General features: G+C 43.8%; 27 protein-coding genes. All 27 read right to left on the bottom strand.

The genetic code is table 11. The features are described from left to right. Positions 1 to 3,024: a collagen-like domain-containing protein gene (locus ADHAQ_RS28710; RefSeq protein ID WP_051359953.1), complete on the bottom strand. Its 3,024-nt coding sequence runs from the start codon at positions 3,022 to 3,024 to the stop codon at positions 1 to 3. 1 nt (position 3,025) lies between these two features. Further along, positions 3,026 to 4,732: a hypothetical protein gene (locus tag ADHAQ_RS0115170; RefSeq protein WP_026462589.1), complete on the bottom strand. Its 1,707-nt coding sequence runs from the start codon at positions 4,730 to 4,732 to the stop codon at positions 3,026 to 3,028. Then, complete coding sequence (locus tag ADHAQ_RS0115165; protein WP_026463654.1) at positions 4,733 to 5,209, bottom strand: hypothetical protein; 477 nt, start codon at positions 5,207 to 5,209, stop codon at positions 4,733 to 4,735. Beyond that, the gene (locus ADHAQ_RS0115160; RefSeq protein ID WP_026463653.1) at positions 5,203 to 5,646 is read right to left on the bottom strand and encodes a hypothetical protein; all 444 of its coding nucleotides are present in this window, start codon (positions 5,644 to 5,646) and stop codon (positions 5,203 to 5,205) included. The genes ADHAQ_RS0115165 and ADHAQ_RS0115160 overlap by 7 nt, the downstream gene beginning before the upstream one ends. Before the next feature lie 3 nt (positions 5,647 to 5,649). Beyond that, on the bottom strand, positions 5,650 to 5,940 hold the full coding sequence (locus ADHAQ_RS0115155) for a hypothetical protein (protein ID WP_026463652.1): 291 nt from the start codon (positions 5,938 to 5,940) through the stop codon (positions 5,650 to 5,652). Continuing rightward, positions 5,940 to 6,194, bottom strand: coding sequence for a hypothetical protein (locus tag ADHAQ_RS0115150; protein WP_026463651.1), 255 nt, complete (start codon positions 6,192 to 6,194; stop codon positions 5,940 to 5,942). Before ADHAQ_RS0115150 ends, ADHAQ_RS0115155 begins: the two co-directional genes overlap by 1 nt. 2 nt (positions 6,195 to 6,196) lie before the next feature. Continuing rightward, on the bottom strand, positions 6,197 to 6,322 hold the full coding sequence (locus tag ADHAQ_RS28890; protein ID WP_281172359.1) for a hypothetical protein: 126 nt from the start codon (positions 6,320 to 6,322) through the stop codon (positions 6,197 to 6,199). Between the two features lie 4 nt (positions 6,323 to 6,326). Then, a complete protein-coding gene (locus ADHAQ_RS28150) occupies positions 6,327 to 6,497 on the bottom strand; it encodes a hypothetical protein (protein WP_157433432.1) in 171 nt (56 codons plus the stop codon). 5 nt (positions 6,498 to 6,502) lie between these two features. After that, positions 6,503 to 7,081 carry a hypothetical protein gene (locus ADHAQ_RS0115135; protein WP_026463650.1) on the bottom strand — a complete coding sequence of 193 codons (579 nt, stop codon included), beginning with the start codon at positions 7,079 to 7,081 and terminating at the stop codon, positions 6,503 to 6,505. Positions 7,082 to 7,299: 218 nt separating this feature from the next. After that, positions 7,300 to 7,488 carry a hypothetical protein gene (locus ADHAQ_RS0115125; protein WP_026463648.1) on the bottom strand — a complete coding sequence of 63 codons (189 nt, stop codon included), beginning with the start codon at positions 7,486 to 7,488 and terminating at the stop codon, positions 7,300 to 7,302. A gap of 2 nt (positions 7,489 to 7,490) precedes the next feature. Continuing rightward, positions 7,491 to 8,954: a phage terminase large subunit gene (gene terL / locus ADHAQ_RS25900; protein ID WP_051359952.1), complete on the bottom strand. Its 1,464-nt coding sequence runs from the start codon at positions 8,952 to 8,954 to the stop codon at positions 7,491 to 7,493. Continuing rightward, positions 8,929 to 9,438 (bottom strand): terminase small subunit, encoded by a 510-nt coding sequence (locus tag ADHAQ_RS25895; protein WP_051359951.1) that lies wholly within the window; start codon positions 9,436 to 9,438, stop codon positions 8,929 to 8,931. Before ADHAQ_RS25895 ends, terL begins: the two co-directional genes overlap by 26 nt. A gap of 47 nt (positions 9,439 to 9,485) precedes the next feature. After that, positions 9,486 to 9,662 carry a hypothetical protein gene (locus ADHAQ_RS28145; protein WP_157433431.1) on the bottom strand — a complete coding sequence of 59 codons (177 nt, stop codon included), beginning with the start codon at positions 9,660 to 9,662 and terminating at the stop codon, positions 9,486 to 9,488. A 49-nt stretch (positions 9,663 to 9,711) separates the two neighbouring features. Continuing rightward, positions 9,712 to 9,999, bottom strand: a complete 288-nt coding sequence (locus ADHAQ_RS0115105) for a hypothetical protein (protein ID WP_026463647.1) — start codon at positions 9,997 to 9,999, stop codon at positions 9,712 to 9,714. A gap of 196 nt (positions 10,000 to 10,195) precedes the next feature. Beyond that, entirely contained in the window at positions 10,196 to 10,420 is a 225-nt protein-coding gene (locus tag ADHAQ_RS0115095; RefSeq protein ID WP_034256850.1) for a hypothetical protein, read from the bottom strand. A 30-nt stretch (positions 10,421 to 10,450) separates the two neighbouring features. After that, positions 10,451 to 10,867, bottom strand: a complete 417-nt coding sequence (locus ADHAQ_RS0115090) for a hypothetical protein (protein ID WP_026463644.1) — start codon at positions 10,865 to 10,867, stop codon at positions 10,451 to 10,453. Positions 10,868 to 10,885: 18 nt separating this feature from the next. After that, positions 10,886 to 11,242, bottom strand: coding sequence for a hypothetical protein (locus tag ADHAQ_RS25890; RefSeq protein ID WP_034256698.1), 357 nt, complete (start codon positions 11,240 to 11,242; stop codon positions 10,886 to 10,888). A gap of 131 nt (positions 11,243 to 11,373) precedes the next feature. Then, positions 11,374 to 11,562 (bottom strand): hypothetical protein, encoded by a 189-nt coding sequence (locus ADHAQ_RS0115080; protein WP_026462598.1) that lies wholly within the window; start codon positions 11,560 to 11,562, stop codon positions 11,374 to 11,376. A 24-nt stretch (positions 11,563 to 11,586) separates the two neighbouring features. Beyond that, the gene (locus ADHAQ_RS27315) at positions 11,587 to 12,573 is read right to left on the bottom strand and encodes a P-loop NTPase family protein (RefSeq protein ID WP_026462599.1); all 987 of its coding nucleotides are present in this window, start codon (positions 12,571 to 12,573) and stop codon (positions 11,587 to 11,589) included. Then, positions 12,539 to 13,519, bottom strand: coding sequence for a DUF4373 domain-containing protein (locus ADHAQ_RS27310; RefSeq protein WP_026463643.1), 981 nt, complete (start codon positions 13,517 to 13,519; stop codon positions 12,539 to 12,541). Before ADHAQ_RS27310 ends, ADHAQ_RS27315 begins: the two co-directional genes overlap by 35 nt. A gap of 2 nt (positions 13,520 to 13,521) precedes the next feature. After that, positions 13,522 to 13,803 carry a hypothetical protein gene (locus ADHAQ_RS0115065; protein ID WP_026463642.1) on the bottom strand — a complete coding sequence of 94 codons (282 nt, stop codon included), beginning with the start codon at positions 13,801 to 13,803 and terminating at the stop codon, positions 13,522 to 13,524. Further along, positions 13,800 to 14,264, bottom strand: coding sequence for a hypothetical protein (locus ADHAQ_RS0115060; protein ID WP_026463641.1), 465 nt, complete (start codon positions 14,262 to 14,264; stop codon positions 13,800 to 13,802). Before ADHAQ_RS0115060 ends, ADHAQ_RS0115065 begins: the two co-directional genes overlap by 4 nt. Positions 14,265 to 14,268: 4 nt before the next feature. Next, positions 14,269 to 14,661 carry a hypothetical protein gene (locus tag ADHAQ_RS0115055; protein ID WP_026463640.1) on the bottom strand — a complete coding sequence of 131 codons (393 nt, stop codon included), beginning with the start codon at positions 14,659 to 14,661 and terminating at the stop codon, positions 14,269 to 14,271. 14 nt (positions 14,662 to 14,675) lie between these two features. Beyond that, positions 14,676 to 14,864, bottom strand: a complete 189-nt coding sequence (locus ADHAQ_RS0115050; RefSeq protein WP_026463639.1) for a hypothetical protein — start codon at positions 14,862 to 14,864, stop codon at positions 14,676 to 14,678. 5 nt (positions 14,865 to 14,869) lie between these two features. Beyond that, positions 14,870 to 15,064 (bottom strand): hypothetical protein, encoded by a 195-nt coding sequence (locus ADHAQ_RS0115045; protein ID WP_026463638.1) that lies wholly within the window; start codon positions 15,062 to 15,064, stop codon positions 14,870 to 14,872. Between the two features lie 31 nt (positions 15,065 to 15,095). Further along, positions 15,096 to 15,500 carry a hypothetical protein gene (locus tag ADHAQ_RS0115040; protein WP_026463637.1) on the bottom strand — a complete coding sequence of 135 codons (405 nt, stop codon included), beginning with the start codon at positions 15,498 to 15,500 and terminating at the stop codon, positions 15,096 to 15,098. Continuing rightward, positions 15,461 to 16,144, bottom strand: a 684-nt coding sequence (locus tag ADHAQ_RS25875; RefSeq protein ID WP_342667288.1) for a hypothetical protein, incomplete at its 5' end; no start/stop codon positions are given. The genes ADHAQ_RS0115040 and ADHAQ_RS25875, both read right to left, overlap by 40 nt.

The following is a 16,144-nucleotide window of genomic DNA, read 5'->3' as shown; positions in this document are numbered from 1 at the left end:
TTATTGTGCTAAATCACCAAACAATACCCACACATCTAATTCCCTTTGTACCAAAGTAGCGGCGGCATATTGCCCGGAGGTTTTAAAAGCGGAATCTTTCTGATTTAACAGTACACCGTTGCCTCCTGCAATAGTGGTCCGACCACCTCCAACCTGTAACACCATTAGCTGCGCTCCTTTGGGGAAAGGCACATCTGAATAAGGAGGTATAGTTAGGGTGTTTTCTCCTACCGAATTGGTTTCAACTAAATTGCCCCGGTCTGTTAATACAAAGCTATCTGAGCCTTGTACTTGACGCACAACTAAATCCCTGTTAGCTATATCAGCACTCCCTGGGCCTTCATTTGAACCACCTTCGCCGTTAACATTAAACCGGACTAAGTATTCTGGATAAGCCTCGGCAAAGTCCGCTAATGTTTGGAAGTCGTTACTTGCCACAGTTGCTTTAGCAAAGTAAAAATTGTCCAGAAAGTCGTACACAACTTCACCTTGGTTTACCGACATGCCAGCATACCAGGGAACAAAGACAGTTCCAGGTATACCCGGAGGCCCCTGAATCCCTTCCAACATAGCCCAATGGTTTGGCGATGTATGCGGCTGATATTCTGCTATGAAATAATTCATAGACTCATGCGCATACACGTAGTTGGTCAACCGGTAGGGAAAATCAATGTGTGGAGCTGTAACCACATCACGCGGCCAGTACGTTTCACCTTGCTTCCAGTGCCCGCGATAGTTAAACCCTAAGCCGGGATCACCTTTTGGACCAGGAGGACCTGTTAAACCAATCGGGCCACGCATGCCGGTAGGGCCAGACGGTCCTTGTGGGCCTGTAAAGCCGGTAAAACCTCTATCTCCTTTCAAGCCTTGCGGCCCTTGTAAACCTTGCGGCCCTTGCAAACCCTGATCGCCTTTGTCGCCCTTATCACCTTTTGCCCCTTGCGCACCAGTTGAACCAGTAGCACCTGTTGCGCCTATTGGCCCTTGCAAACCTTGAGCACCTTGCGGCCCTTGAGAACCAGTATCACCTTTATCTCCTTTAGGCCCCTGGATACCTTGCGGACCTTGCTGGCCGGTGTCACCTTTAGCACCAGTTGGGCCAGCTATACCTTGGATACCCTGAGGGCCTTGTGGTCCAACAGGACCGGCAGGACCTTGTAAGCCCTGAGGACCTATTGGACCTTGTGGTGCCTCAATCCCCGAAAAGTTTCCGGGATCAGAAGCAGGTGCGGTATTGGATACATAAGGATTCTCCCCATAGTAAACATATAAGCCATTGTTGTGGTCTACATAATCACCTTTGGCTACAGTCATTCCTTGCACCCACGGGCCTCTTGGATTTAAACTTAATCCGGATGGCCCTTGCAAACCTTGTGGACCTATTGGCCCTTGCAAACCTTGTGGACCCATCGGGCCAGTTTCTCCCTGAATACCCTGCGGGCCTACTGAACCTTGTGCACCGGTATCTCCCTTAGGACCAGCAATACCCTGCGGACCGGTTAACCCTTGTGGGCCAGTAGCACCGGTATCTCCCTTAGGACCGGTTAAGCCCTGAGTACCCTGCAAGCCTTGTGGACCAGCCGGGCCAGTAGCTCCATCTTCGCCTTTATCTCCTTTGGGACCAGTTAAGCCTTGGATGCCTTGCGGACCTTGAATACCGGTATCACCTTTAGAACCAGTAGAACCAGTAGAACCGGTATCTCCCTTATCGCCTTTTGGGCCTTGGATGCCTTGTGGCCCCGTAGCACCGGTTTCGCCTTTTTCGCCCTGAACACCAGCCGGGCCTTGCAAGCCTTGCGGACCTGTTTCACCCTGTGGTCCTTGTGCCCCTATCTGGCCAGGCTCTCCCTGTGGGCCCGTAGCACCTGTTGGACCTTGCAAACCTTGCGGACCAGCCGGACCTTGCGGCGCTTCAATACCAGAAAATTTAGTCTGATCTTCACCCGGTGCAGTATTGGATACATAAGAGGCTTCGCCATAATACACATACAAGCCATTCAGATGATTAACATAATCACCCTTTTGCAAAGTCATGCCCTGCACCCATGGGCCTCTTGGATTCAGGCTTAAGCCAGCCGGGCCTTGTAAACCAGTAGCGCCTTGTACACCTTGGATACCCTGAGGCCCTTGCGGTCCAACATCACCCTTATCGCCTTTGTCACCCTTCGGACCTTGCACACCAGGTATACCCTGAGCACCCTGAATACCAGCCGGACCGGTGGCGCCTTGCGGACCTGTAGCCCCAATTGGACCCTGTGGTCCGGGCAAACCCTGATCTCCTTTGGCACCGGTAGCACCAATTGCCCCGGCAGCTCCAGCCGGACCCATTGGCCCCTGATCACCGGAAGCTCCTTTATCACCCTTAACACCCTGCGGCCCTTGTAAGCCTTGGACACCCTGTACACCTTGAATGCCCTGTGGACCAGTGGCGCCTTGTGCCCCCGTTGGACCAGCCGGGCCTTGTGGGCCGGGTAAACCGGAAACCGGCCCTAAGTCAGACCATTGGGCTAGACCTGGCACCCATACCCAGATATGTTTTAAACCATCGTTGGGATTCGGAATAATATAAGCATCATTACCGCAACCACTGCAAGGCAAATCTGCCTCACTGGCTAACTCACCAATAATTTTATAAGCAGCACCAGAGGCCCCTTGCTCACCAGTTTCTCCTTGTGGCCCGGCTGGTCCTGGTTCCCCTGGCAAACCTTGCTCTCCTTGGATTCCTTGCGGACCAATAGGCCCTTCCAACCCTTCCGCACCAAGCTTTTCTACTAAATCCGTATCAGCCACCCCATCCCGAAACCAGTATTCTTTTACTTCACCTTCTTCCAGAATGAAAATAGAGAAGTTGCCACCCCGTTTATTAGCCGTATTCAGGTAAGCTAAAACCTCAGCCGTACTGGCATAAGGCCGGTACTGGAATAAGGTTTTATCGTAGAAATAACTCCGGGCATCGGTTGGAACACCCTGAGAAAGCCCGTAAGGTTTGGAAGCGGTTGCGTGTTCGCTTGCGATATATGTCATGCTAGTTAAAAATTACGCGGTGAGTAGGACCGGTACTGAAATCTAATGGTACTCTGGATACATAGTAGGTATAGTTACCCACGGTTAAGCCAGCTCTAAATATCTGATCCGGGATAGTTCCGGCATTAATAAGGCTTCCGGTATCCTGCCAGCTAGTTAATGGTGCATGCGTCGACGGTACCCTCAGCACAGCATAAGACTGGCTCGGCATCAAATGGTAATCAGCTTCAATCTTCGCATTATTCCCATAGGTTGCCTCTCCCTGGTAAGCAATAATATCATTGCCACCAGCTAAAGAGCCGTAAGGGTCAGCAGCAGACCAGCCCCATTTGCTAGGAACTAAAGAACTAGTTGGGGTTTCGCTGTCTTCCGGTTTAATTTCCATAGTAGAAGGCCACATATCTGTAATGCTAGTTCCTTGCAGCCGGGCCATAGCATTGTATTTACCCGGTGCTAAATCAGCAAACACCGTCGACGCCTGCCAGCTACCAGCATTAAGCCGGTACTCAATAGCCTTAGTGGTGTTAAAAGGTATGGCTGATATAACAAGCGTAGTACCGTTCAATACTACATCAGTAATGGCTACACTTTCCGGCATAGTTTCAGGATTATCAGGATCATCAGGTATTTCGTAAGATTCATCCGGGCAAGTGCCTTCGGTATTGATGTTGGTATCGGTAATAGAGGCTTCAATAAAATAAGCACAGGAGGCCATGCTATCGGTAATAGCAAACCGGGTGTATTTACCGTAAAGGGTTTCGTCGATTAAAGTACTTTTGATTTGCAGTTCTTCCCGGTTAATATCTAAATACCGGCGCTGGAAATATAAAGCCGTACCTTTCAGCGTTTCGTCAATGATGATACCTAAGCTGCACGGATAACCGGGAAACTTCACCGGCTCCTTGAATAGCGTTACCAGTTCTTTGATACTGCCTGGTGCATTAACTACCCAATGGTCATAATTACCATCCAAAGTTTGTAAGGCTGCATTCACCGCATATCGGACGGTGCTGATCTTTACCTCTGGCAGTACGGTTTCGCCAAAGTGTTCCTCAAAGCCAATGTAAAAACCAGCTAAGGGAGCTGTATCTACAGATATTATTTGCTCCGGGCTAAAAGCCGGATTAGAGTTAACCAGTACTTTTACGTACTCGGATACATCTACTACCGCTTCCCCATTGCGGATGCGTTGCCTAGTCTTTGCAAAGGGTTGCGTTTCCTTTTCCCGGTAGATATTAACCTTGACATGGTGGTTAATCTTAGCCTCACCGTTGCTATCCGTAACCCCAAAGCTTAGTTTATATTCAATCGGATTAGACAATACACCCCCTACGGCATGGTACTTGGTAGCTGGTGCCGTACCAGTGCCTGGTGTTTCGGGTATTTCCGGTTCTTCACCGCCGGGTGTTTCACTGCCAGTACTTTCTACGGTAATGTGTGCGCTATCTCCTACCGTTCCATCTGGTGGCGCGGTGGTTTCTACGTAGTAGCTTCCCGGCTCCAGATCAGGAAAGGACGTAGAAGCAAAGCCGGATGAGTTCACCGGGAACGTTTCAGCGCCTACAATGGTGTTATCAGCTACGCGCCGGAGCCGAACGATCAACTCCGTTTCCGCATCGGTAAAAACATAAGTAACAGAGATGGTATTCCCGTTCTGTTCAATTGTAAAGCGGTAATTACCCCAGTCTCTTTGTGCGATTATAGCCATCTAGGCAGTTGCTTCTAATAAGGTTGATCTAAAAACTGTATTCAATTCAAATAGGAGTTGGTTTTTCAATTTGCTTAGCCGCTCCTGGTTAATTACATTGGTCAGGATGCCACTCTTGCCACCCATCTGATGCAGGACTGTTCCTTTTTTGGCTATGGATCGGGCTATTAAAAAGGCTAAACTGTTCTTACTGATCTTCCCTTTTGGGATAATCGGCTTATCATCTATCCATTGCCGGATCACGGATATGGGCGGAAACTTACCTGCTTTTCTTCCGGTCTCCACAACAAAGATGTGTTTGAGGGCATAGACTTTTAATCCCTCGGTGCTGACTTCAAAGCGTACAGATTCGGCTGTTTTGCCACTGGCATTCATAGCACCAAACCAGGTAACCGGCATGCTCCGTATGTTCTCCTGAATCATAGCCACAGCTTCCCGTCCCCACTCTTCCAGTATTTGCTCGGATAGTTTTAGCATCCAACAACTGATTTAAGGTTAATAATGCAGTAGTAGCCAGAAAGCACTCCTAGTTCAGACCGGGTTACATGCTTAAGCGGAAAGGGTATGTCATCATCAAACTCATCAGAATCTTCTATCAGATTAGTTCTGAATAAATCTGCTAACCTCTCCATTCTGTTTTTTATTGAATCCATTTGCTCAGGTGAACTATCCATAGTATCCTGATCTAAAAAGAAGAATGTGATATCCGGCCACTCTATTATTCTGCTGGTTTTAATTATGTCTATTGGTAAGCAATAGATATGCGGCAATGGCAGATTATAGGAAAGCGTTTTGTTAAGTTCGTCTCCGTAGATATAAGTACCAGCAACCTCCAGATCCTGCTCATTGGCATAATCCGCTAAGGCTAACATGGCAGCAGTAGCAATCTTGGCTTTTAGTTCGGTGGTGGTCATGGGTTATTTGTTGTAATAATCTGTTACATCCTTGGAAGTGGGAGCGTCAGGATTAGACCAATCAATAACATATTCGCTTTCATTATAGCCGGAACTACGGCTTTTTACAGAATACCCAGATCCCTTTAATTCAGCCACTTGCCAAGAGGTTAACCTATCAATAGTTATAGCCAGTTCTCCTTTGTCGGCAGCTATTTGAATGTCTTCATAAATTCCATTTAGCTGTTGCTGCTCAACCAACCTCGTTTTCTCCAGAGCCTTGCTAGCTAATATTTTTGCTTCTGATGCTTTCACTATTTATATTCTTCTGGTTTAATTCGTATGCCTAATTTCTTTGCCACATCCAACACCCCCTCTTTATAAAACTTATAGCTGGCTCTGTAATCACTTCCCATAAAACCAGCCTTTTTCTCATTCTCTCGCAAGGCCTCTACCATTGCGGTCTTGGCATCTTTCTGGGTTGCTGTGAATTGAGCTGTTTCCCAAATCAGAGCTACCAGCACCACCACAACCACCAGCATCAGGAATATTTCAACGGCCTCTTTCATGGCTATTCATTGAACTTGGCCTGATCTGCCAGGTAAACCACTACCACCACAATACCCACGCTGACAATGGCAATAGGACCAACAATGCAAAGGGGAAGAATTAACGGAAATAGCAAGAGCTTCTTCATGGTGTTATGGTTGTTTAGGGTTCTTTATCTTATGTAATTCCTTATGGTAATCATCCAGTTTAACCTCGTAAGCAGTGGTGGTGTAATAGACCTCTGCCTGTGTTTCCAGCAGCTTTTTGTACTTCCATGGTTGACCGGCGCATTTATTTACCACAGCCCCAAAAAAGCCAAACATGGCCGCTAGTTCTTCAATGCCTGCCGCAACCTCATCACCTTCAGGTTCTCGTGATAATACCGGAGCGTAAGCAGTTTGAACCCGGTGTAGCGACTCGAAAAAAAAACAATGGCACTATACACTTTGGGTATGGGCAATTGCTGTGCTTCCAGTACTAACTCACTTGGAAACCCTGATAAAGAAGCAAAAGCAGCTTCCATGCTGTAGCGATCTTTAAAGCAGTAAATGGCATAGATGTAAGGCGCTAAGTCCCACATGGTGCCACCCTCATACAGCTCAATAAACTTCTTGCAAAGCTCCATCTGACCAATGCTTTCCAATCCCACATTTTTAGGGAAAGAAGAATCAGACGGTTCCGGCATCGGCTCCTGTAAAAACTTCATAGCCTCCAATAGCACATTCAGGTAAGCCATATCTATCTGCATCACCTGTTCCAAGGACAAGCCTAACAGAATAGCCACGGTCTCCAATTGGCTCTTGCCTTGTGTCTGCGCAAACTGCAACACGGTCACATCATGCCAGCTGGTATGCACGTTAACCGGGTAGGTATTGCCGCTGGTGTCTTTCAGGGTGAGGTTTAGCATTTAGTTATGGTATTTGCTTTTAGGCTTTGGGTACTTCTTTACTGGTTTATATTCAAGATCAACCCTTGCTTTAACTGGTATTTTAATAGGCGCTTTGTCTACTAAGGTAATCTCACTTGCAGTTGGAGTAAGAATATGATGGTTTACCATATATCCTATCTCACGCGCAATACCTCCAGTGCATACAACTATTATCTCTCTGTCTGGTAAGGAACCTATCATACCTTTTGGCGTTTCGGGTTTAATTCCACTTTCTTATCATAAATCTTATTCCGGAGGATTACCAGCCTTAACAGCGGTATCCGTTTGCGGTAAATACTAAGCATCCGATCTATCACCCTGAGCTCTCTGATGCTGGTAGCCTGGTGAATCCGGTAAACCAGCTCTAAAAAGGATGTTGCTTTCATGGCTATCTGTTATGTCTAATTCCAGCTACTTTCACTTTCTTTTTAGGCTCAGATACTCTATTGACTGCCTGAACCAAACAGTCTACCATATCATCATGTGCTGCTCTCGGGAACCCTGCACACTGATCAATAAAGGCTTCGTTCCAACTTCCATCTATCAGGATAACCCGGCCAGCCTCCACAAATGGCGCTATGCTGTTTACCCTAACCACTTTGTCAGATTCCGGATTAGGTGCTTCAATTACATTGATTTCCGAATCCCTTTTTAAAGTTTGAACCGTTGACTTACCTGAAGCTTTAGGCTCAATAAACACCCTGCTCTGAGAGGTGTACCCATTGGCTTTTATGTATTCTTTCAGGGTCTTAATCAGCTCAGGGAATTCTAACCACCGCTCTGATGCATCTCGGATGTACAAGTTTGGTTTGATGTAGCACGAAACAGTAAAAGCAGATGGGTCATTCTGCTGATCTTTGGTGTAAGCCGTATCAGCATCAAATTCCCATTTAGGTGTTTCTTTTTGCTCCTGGCATAACTTTAAAAAGTCAGGCCAGTTAATTTTCCCAAACCAAGCTTTCTTTAGTTTCCCACCCCCATCTGGAGTAGGCTCTTGTCCGATCTGGCCAGCATAACCATAGCTGCCTAAATCTTCCTTTTGCTTTACTAGAGCTTCCCTATCCAATCTGTTTGCATCGAGCAACCCGTTCTTATAATATTTTTTAGCACTAGCTGGCTTTACATTGTCAGCTAATTCACCTGGTAAGCAGATGTGCCGGATGTTCTTTTTCTTTTTCAACCAAACACCAGTAGGATCTTCCTCATGAAGTCGCTGCATTACCAGAATGGTAACAGACCGCTTCTTGTTGGTCTTCCTGGTTGAAAGGGTTGTAGAGACAAAGCGATTAGCGGTATCTCTGGTCGTTTTGCTTTCTGCCTCTTCCGGGTTTATCGGATCATCAATAATGATAAAATCCGCATGCATACCCGTTACCCGGCCACCTGTGGAAGTAACAAACCGCTCTCCCTTTTTGGTGTTCTTGTAAGCTGTCTTACCATCACTGTCCTGCTTGAATTCAATTAAGCCGGGGTAGTACAACTTAAACTTATCAGACTTCAGACAGTCTCTTGTTTTGACCGCATGCGCTGTGCTAAGGTCTTTAGCATAAGAAGAAGATATGACTCGTATAGCCGCATTCTTTACCCATAGCCAAGCCGGGAATAACTGAGTGACCATAGTTGATTTAGAAGAACCGGGAGGAACGTTTATAATAACATCATCCTGCCCCTGGTTACTTTCCCAAGTCTCATAAACCTCCTGTAACTGATCACAGATAAACTTTATGTGCCAATTGGGTATTAACTCAACCGCCTCAATTGTTTCCCAGAACTCCAGAAAGAACTCATAAAAGGATCTTCTGCATAATTCGGCACTAATGCTTATGTCAAGCGGTGTCTGGTCTTCTACCATACTTCAGCTCGTACAATTGCTCAAAGCTCAGATTGTCAAATTTGACCTGTTGCGTCTCAACTGATCCACTTAATTTATTTTCTTGTTTATCTACCAGGCCTAAATCTCTGGCTATGATATTGGCATTAAAATGCCCAACAACAGCCCCACGGAATTTCTGAGAATAGATAATTTCTTCTATGCGCGTAATGACTGTCAGAAAATCTTCAGACTGTTCTGGTGGATTGCTTTTAAACTCTCTGAAATAAGAAGTTGAACAGTCCAGAAAAAGACACAAGTCATGAAGAGTAAAAGGGCGCTCGGTTTCTCTGTTTACTTCAAATGCATCTTTGCCTACCCAATCTTTTTTGATGTATGGATTTTTCTGACACCATTCAAAGTATTCACAGGCAGCATCCCAAAGCAAAGCAGCATCAGCAAAGAGTTTATCTCTGCCATGCTTGCTTCTAAGTTTCCAGAACTGGTTATTTTTGGGTGCAGCCACGTAACAATTTTATATAATTTCTTTTGTAAATATATAAAAAATAGTTACTACTTATTTAAATTTTTTTCACTAACTATTTCTAGTATAACTTCCTTAGCAAATCGGAGCTTTCTCATTCTGCTCATGCAGGTTCTAACCTCCAAGCCATCCAGCTTATCCAGTTCTTTATCGAGTTGTGCCAGCAGCTTATCAATTTGAGTAATCAGGTCTTGGCTGGTTTTCATTGCTTTATTTCTGCAAGGGAGTTGGTTGTTGTGGTTTTAATGCAATTCGTTAAAAATCTATTCGGGTACAATTAAGAATTGATTTTTTGTCAACTTCATAAACAGGGTCATAGTAGGGCGGTGGAACATCTTCCGTACAGGCTTCTTCTGCCGCTACTTCTAATTGCCGGTTTATTATTTCCTGCACTTCTTCTTTGGTATAGGTATTCGGATTAGCTTTAAAACCCCGCGCAAATGCTATTCTTGAATCTATTAAATCGGATTCAATTACATCGTTGTTATTTATAGGGTATTGTTTTAGTGCTAATTGATAAATTTGGTCTTTGGTTAATTCCATTTTAGTAAGTTATAGGGGCTAGAAATTTGTTTTCCAAATAATCAATTTCTTCAATACATAAATTACGCCTTATTAAAGTATCCTCGAATTGGTGCCGCAAAAGGGCGCAATGCTTTAGGGTATGTTCTAAAATAGATAACCTTAGTTTAGCTTGACTTAATCTCTTTTTTAAATTTTCTTCCATTATTGCTTTAAGTTATAGGGGTAAATCTTTTTTCAAATATTCGGTTACAAAGCATCCTGAAAACCCTTCCAGAAAAACCATTTCTTCTTTATCCCCATAAGGGTACAGGAAGCTATCTGTTTTACAAATCCAAATCTTGTCTTTATAAGAATCACCTTCAAGGCAATTATACATTATCACCTTATCCCCCTTTTTTAAAGTGGTGGTTAGGTTATTATCTATTTGTTCTTGTGTCATGGTTATTGCTTTAAGTTATAGGGGTATAAATTAAGCGCCTGCTCCTATTGGTGGATTAACAAATATTTGGCCGTAGCACCATTGAAATCTTCTATCTAAATCAATTTCTGCGGCAGGATTTAAACCGCTTACTACAGCCCAGTTACTAATGTCAGTGTCTTTATAAGGGGTTTGCGATTTGGCTCTTTCTATAATATCTCTTAAAGGCTCATTAAACCTGTAATCTTCAATGAATACCAGTTTTGTATTTATAATTATTTGCGGCATATTTTCTTGTTCCTTTTTTAATGTTTTAAAATTCTCTCCGCACTCCGGACATAACCGGATGGATTCATCATCGGGTACTTCGCAGCACAAAGGCCAAATTTTAGGTGGTTTATATCTTTTTAATGCCTCTAAAAAAGTTTCACGCGATTCTGTACCGTTAGGATTATCTTTTAATTCCATTTTAGTAATTTATAGGGGTTAAAAATTATTTTTATTAGGAGGAATTACTGAAATATCTAAGTAATACTGGGCATCTTGATAATTATTCCATTTACCCGACCGATTTAGGTTAACAACATAGCTCATTCTCCCATGTGGGAAACAATGCTTTGACGCCTCACTTTGTTGCATTACTTCACCTCCCAAATGTTCTGCAAATTCATTTATCATTACATCGCAGTCGCCTAAATCCTTTTCCCACGGGATAGCGATTAAATCTAAATCCCTGTTTAAACTTCCATGTAAAACCAAATTATACCCATACTTTAAAGCTATTTTCTTGAGTACTTCAAAATAATATGCGTAAAGTGATGGTTTAGCGTGTATTGGTTTCATATTTTAAGTTTTTGCGTTAGTTGATGTGAAAGGTTTAGTGCGTAGCACCGTAGCGAAGCGGAGCCTGTAACAGCACGGGCCGTAGGCAACGCCCAAATTCTAATTTGCTTTAAGTTATAGGGGTACAAATTTTAAAAATTATCTGAATCGGTTATGTCTATACTTGCTCTTGCATTTTCACTATAAACCTCCACATTAACATGTATTCCGTTTGGTGTAAACTTATAAACAAGTATCCCAACCTCACCATAAATAAGTTTTAAGGCGTTTTGCCATTCCTTTAGCTTTTTGGCTTGGGCTTCATTAATATTAAAAGTCATAGTTATTGCTTTAAGTTATAAAATTTAAACATTCGTTACCTGATTTACTGCCTCCTCCGCTTCCATCCTTCTCTGAAACTCGCTTCTGATGACAGCAGCAATCTCATGGCTTTGCTTGAGCTCAGCTTCTTTTAAAAGCTTGGATAGCTCATCACCTTCAATTTCGGGCAAGGATTCCTTAAATCGTACCATCCAGCTTTCATAGGTAGATTCTGGTTTAGGCTTAGGCTTTTCTTTGGCAGTAGTTATGCTCTGCTTAGCAGCAATGTGCTCAATGGTGTTCTTTAGCTGCTTAGCCTGTTCCGGATAAATCTGCTGAATCAGTGGCAGCAACTGCATGACATTACCAGTTTCTTCCGGTTTCGGTGGTTGCACCTGGAGCCTTGGTTTAGCCAGTGGCCGACGATCAGGACCAACTACCGGAATTATGTTGCACATCTCCCGTATCCGGCTTACCGTTCTGGAGTCATATTGCTGCTCCAGTTCGCTTAATGTAAGGTTGGTGGTAAGATGGGTTAGGTAGCCCTTTTTAAACTCATTGTAGCGGCTTAAAATCACCATCTCCCCTAAATCCAGTTTGGTGCCGTAGCTGGTAATGAGTTCGTATTTCCTCAGGCCGGTCTTCTCATCAATCATTCCAAACTCATCCAGGAACAAATGGCGGTTTCTGAAACGATCCAGTACATCACCTTCCCCTCCTTCGGTCTTGGCATATTGGCGGCTGTAGTCAATCATGCTCATGAAAGCAAACTGCCGGGCATCCTTGGCATACCAGAAGTAGCGTTGCACAATCCGCATGAGGTCAGTCTTACCACTGCCAACCGTGCCGGCCAAAAATAAGCCACGGCCTAGCATGTTACCGTTGGTTTCAAAAGCAGCATCAGCCGTCAGGTACTGACAAAGCAGGTCTATTACTTTTCGGTTGGAGTCGTCGATGGTAAAGCCGGGTACTATTTCGGCGGCGCAATAATCAAATCTACCCTGTATAACCGTATTGTTTTGATAGCTCATCGTAGTTAATGTTTGTATCAGTGGATGTAATGCGTAAGGCTTTAGCTGGCTTTTCTTTCTTGAGACGAAGCTTGTTTTCGCTCTTATCCCGTTGGATAAAGTTTCTTAGCTCCCGAAGCCAGTTGTGAGAAAGCTGCTCACCGGGTCGTAATTTGGTGCCTAACTCAGACCAGTTCCGCAAAATGCCGTGGTAGTAATCCGGGTCCAAGGTTTCAAAGCCTTCCCGTTCCATGGCCAGCCGAAACTTTTCTTTGTCAAACAGCGGTGATTCCCGGAAAGGATGGGCAACCGAATCAGTTAGCCCCGCCCCCCCAGTGTGCGCAGCTTTTTTTTGCTGATAGTCGGAAGGAGGTTGGAAAGGCTTTAGAGTTTCTCCAACATAACCCAAAACTTTTTCCGGTTCTGATGATGATGGTTGCTTTCCTTCATCATCATCTTTAGATGTTTCCTTTTTAGATACGGTAGTATCTTTTCCTTTTCCTTTTCCTTTTGTGCACTTTTCCGCATGTTTTCCGCCGGATAATTCTGGTTCTGTGGGGTTTTCCGCATGTTTTCCATCTGGAAAACTCCCGTTTTCAGTGGTTTTCCGGCCTCTTTCCTTTTTTCTAAGATCATCCACCTTAGAAATTCGCTTTTGAATACCAGTAGAGGTAAGGACTTTACGGGTTTCAAATTCCTGCTTATTGAATAAGTCAATCTCCAGCATAGTTTGAACCATAGCGGTTAGTTCTTCATGGTTAATGCCAAAAGATTTAGCCAAGGTTTTCCATCGTAAAGCAATATTCATATCCAGTTCACCAGCCTCGGTTTGATAGATTTCCTGTAAAAGTTTGACGTAGGCAGCAAAGCCAATTAACCCATGTTCTGCCTCCAACATTTCAACCTTATCATCCATCTGGCAATCCAGCGGAAAGTATTCTAACCCTATCTTCTTTGGTCTGGCCATAACTATGCTTCTTTGCGTTGTTCAGGTTTAATGAAAGTTTTCACATAAACTTCCGGATGCTTCTCAATGTAATCCGATTCAATAACCACTCTTTCCCAAAGCTTGCCATCATAATAATAGCCTACCTCATAGAATGGGATTACATCAGTTATGTAATAAACCCGGCCTGAAGGATGGATATAGAAATGAAGAATAGGCTTCTCCTTCATACCCCTATAGCTAAAGCTCCAAATAGCCTTGTCTACTGCCTGGGTTATTACATTTGATTCTTCGTGTATGCTCATGCTGCTTGTTGTGCGTCTTTTTCACCGCAGAAAATTTTAATGTTTTGAATGAATTTTTCTTTTGGGGTAAGCAGGTTTAAGTAGCTACCTCCGAATACTTCAGTATCTTGGAATACCCAAAACAAATGCCCATACTGAGCTTCAGACAGATTGAAATACTTCATACCCGATTGTATTTCCTTATTCACATTTGACAGGGTAGAATTTTTAAACTCGGCTATAATGCAATAATCATAAGCTTCATATCTGTTTGCTGCCGGTTGATGAATAAGCTGCCAATCGGTTGGGAAGACCAAAGGACAAATCAGCATGGTATTATACATGTCGATTTGGGCAAACTCCTTTGTGCTTTGCAGGAAGTCAGCAACCATGTTCAGCCTTTCAAAATTTGGCCATTCGGGCACTATCGGAGCCTCAACATGTTTGCTGAATAATGTAAGTTGATTGCCTTGCTTTTTCACCGGACTATTTCTTTAAGGCCGCTTTGGTAACCAGAGGATAAAGCTTCACCCCTTCAACTTCTTCCGGCTGCTCGGTAAGTGGAATTCTTAAGGCCTTGTCTCCAGCTTTCAAAGATTCATAAATCAGCTTAGCAACGCCAGTATTGTTAAAGACATAAGAACCAAGACCCTTCTTGCGTACCGGGAATGCAGCTACATCTTTAGGTGCAAGAATCAGACACCAGTCGCTAGGATTCTCTTCATCCTGAGCTAGCTTTACTTTATCATCATTGGATAATTTTAATGCCTGAGCGGCTGGCACGTTGATGGTAAAAATACCCTTGTTGGTCAGATGAATAAAAGCTCTTCCGTTTCTTCCAGATGGGGAATTGTTTAAGTCAAATATTTTTAGTTTCATAACTTATTTTTGATTTATGATTTTGATTCCAGTTTCTTCCAGGAACCGAACCGTAGTTGCCTTTCAGCATCTTTGATATTGGTCTGGAAAGTATGGGTATATTGAAAAGTTAGTATATCCTTATCCTTTCTAATAAGGGTAAAGACTTGGCCGGTAGTGACGGCTTTAAAGGTGTCACTCTTATTAATGTTATTATTAGACATTTTAGTTAGAAGGTTAATTGACATATATACCCGAAATCAAGAAGCTCTTTAAGGTAAATCCTGGTCTGATCATCAAGCTCCAGATTGTCTTTTTTATAAATAACTCTGTTTTTAACATCCACTTTTAGAGTCTTTTTTAACTCCGCATGCAGGAAGTACCTCCGGCGCTTCGCTTTAGGCATCATGCTCTTTGCTTTCATAGATTATTAATCTTTAAGGGTTGAAACTTGATTATTGATTTGGATAAGCTTCCATGGATAAATCTGCAACCTCCATCAGAAACTCTTCTTTTATTTGGAAATACTTTGAAGGCGGAGTGTCCTTATTTTCAGACAAAGCTTTAAGCTGCTCGTACATTTCATCAGAGACATACTCCCGGTTTTGTTCAATTACTTTCATTAATTCATTAGCCGCTTCTGCTCTTTTGCGCTCCTTTAATTCATGTAGCACCCAATCAATATTTGCCTTAGCCTCATCGGTATTGTACCAGTCCATGGTGTTTAGAATGGTCTCCCGTTCTTCATCAGAAAAGACATGGGATTGTAAAGTTTTCCGGAGCAGTTCCTTTTGCGCCGGTGAGGCTTTGCCGGGAACTGCTACTCCCCCGGCTCCGAAGCCCCTCCACCAGCTCCACATTCTGCCTCACGTGCTTCTATAACTTTTTTAAGTTTGGCAATAGCTTGATTCGCTCTTTCCTCATCCAGTTTATTGATGTTTAAGAGCATCTTGGTTTTCTCCTGACGGGTAATAACCGGATTGTTTAACAGGCGAATGATCTCTTCCTTTTGTTTGGCAGAAGCGTAATTAATCGGATTCCCTTCCGCATCGTGGGTAGGCTGCTCCATTGGGTTAGTGATGGTAGGCTGTTGCGCTGTTGCTTTTGCCTCCTCGTAAGTTTGACCATTAACCCGGAGCTTACCATCTGGACCGTACTCCTCTTTTCTTTGCACTGGTGCTGGTTCAACCTTAATCTCCGGAGTATTGCCGTTAAAATCCATTTCTTCGGCTGGTGTGGCTTCGTAACCAGCGGCTTTCATCAGGAAGCCCAAAGGCAAACGGTAAGCTTTCCCGGTAGCTCTTGTTTGCGCCATAGAGGCAATGGCATATTCATCAAAGAACTTCTTACCCTTTTCTTTATTAGAACACACTGCAAACCCACGACCTACCACTGTATTAGTGTGGATATTTAGAAGCTCAACTACAGCCCTATATTTAACCTCATCACTATTGCTTTCATTAATCAGGTCAGTAACAACCGGACATAAGCCCATACTCATACC

Origin of the sequence: Adhaeribacter aquaticus DSM 16391 (assembly GCF_000473365.1) — a bacterium.
In the GTDB taxonomy this organism is placed as follows: domain Bacteria; phylum Bacteroidota; class Bacteroidia; order Cytophagales; family Hymenobacteraceae; genus Adhaeribacter; species Adhaeribacter aquaticus.
The sequence above is the reverse complement of the archived record's forward strand: the minus strand, read 5'-3'. Positions and strand labels throughout refer to the sequence as shown.

Coding starts and splice junctions, on each gene's coding strand:
- ADHAQ_RS0115150 (WP_026463651.1), bottom strand. CDS start 6,194: ATGAAAGAGGCCGTTGAAATATTCCTGATGCTGGTGGTTGTGGTGGTG.
- ADHAQ_RS0115170 (WP_026462589.1), bottom strand. CDS start 4,732: ATGGCTATAATCGCACAAAGAGACTGGGGTAATTACCGCTTTACAATT.
- ADHAQ_RS0115045 (WP_026463638.1), bottom strand. CDS start 15,064: ATGAAAGCAAAGAGCATGATGCCTAAAGCGAAGCGCCGGAGGTACTTC.
- ADHAQ_RS0115080 (WP_026462598.1), bottom strand. CDS start 11,562: ATGACTTTTAATATTAATGAAGCCCAAGCCAAAAAGCTAAAGGAATGG.
- ADHAQ_RS0115125 (WP_026463648.1), bottom strand. CDS start 7,488: ATGAAAGCAACATCCTTTTTAGAGCTGGTTTACCGGATTCACCAGGCT.
- ADHAQ_RS0115090 (WP_026463644.1), bottom strand. CDS start 10,867: ATGGAATTAAAAGATAATCCTAACGGTACAGAATCGCGTGAAACTTTT.
- ADHAQ_RS0115055 (WP_026463640.1), bottom strand. CDS start 14,661: ATGAAACTAAAAATATTTGACTTAAACAATTCCCCATCTGGAAGAAAC.
- ADHAQ_RS0115095 (WP_034256850.1), bottom strand. CDS start 10,420: ATGACACAAGAACAAATAGATAATAACCTAACCACCACTTTAAAAAAG.
- ADHAQ_RS0115165 (WP_026463654.1), bottom strand. CDS start 5,209: ATGCTAAAACTATCCGAGCAAATACTGGAAGAGTGGGGACGGGAAGCT.
- ADHAQ_RS0115105 (WP_026463647.1), bottom strand. CDS start 9,999: ATGGAATTAACCAAAGACCAAATTTATCAATTAGCACTAAAACAATAC.
- ADHAQ_RS0115160 (WP_026463653.1), bottom strand. CDS start 5,646: ATGACCACCACCGAACTAAAAGCCAAGATTGCTACTGCTGCCATGTTA.
- ADHAQ_RS27310 (WP_026463643.1), bottom strand. CDS start 13,519: ATGGCCAGACCAAAGAAGATAGGGTTAGAATACTTTCCGCTGGATTGC.
- ADHAQ_RS25890 (WP_034256698.1), bottom strand. CDS start 11,242: ATGAAACCAATACACGCTAAACCATCACTTTACGCATATTATTTTGAA.
- ADHAQ_RS28145 (WP_157433431.1), bottom strand. CDS start 9,662: ATGAAAACCAGCCAAGACCTGATTACTCAAATTGATAAGCTGCTGGCA.
- ADHAQ_RS28890 (WP_281172359.1), bottom strand. CDS start 6,322: ATGAAGAAGCTCTTGCTATTTCCGTTAATTCTTCCCCTTTGCATTGTT.
- ADHAQ_RS0115040 (WP_026463637.1), bottom strand. CDS start 15,500: ATGTGGAGCTGGTGGAGGGGCTTCGGAGCCGGGGGAGTAGCAGTTCCC.
- ADHAQ_RS28150 (WP_157433432.1), bottom strand. CDS start 6,497: ATGTTTGGCTTTTTTGGGGCTGTGGTAAATAAATGCGCCGGTCAACCA.
- ADHAQ_RS28710 (WP_051359953.1), bottom strand. CDS start 3,024: ATGACATATATCGCAAGCGAACACGCAACCGCTTCCAAACCTTACGGG.
- ADHAQ_RS0115050 (WP_026463639.1), bottom strand. CDS start 14,864: ATGTCTAATAATAACATTAATAAGAGTGACACCTTTAAAGCCGTCACT.
- terL (WP_051359952.1), bottom strand. CDS start 8,954: ATGGTAGAAGACCAGACACCGCTTGACATAAGCATTAGTGCCGAATTA.
- ADHAQ_RS0115135 (WP_026463650.1), bottom strand. CDS start 7,081: ATGCTAAACCTCACCCTGAAAGACACCAGCGGCAATACCTACCCGGTT.
- ADHAQ_RS0115065 (WP_026463642.1), bottom strand. CDS start 13,803: ATGAGCATACACGAAGAATCAAATGTAATAACCCAGGCAGTAGACAAG.
- ADHAQ_RS27315 (WP_026462599.1), bottom strand. CDS start 12,573: ATGAGCTATCAAAACAATACGGTTATACAGGGTAGATTTGATTATTGC.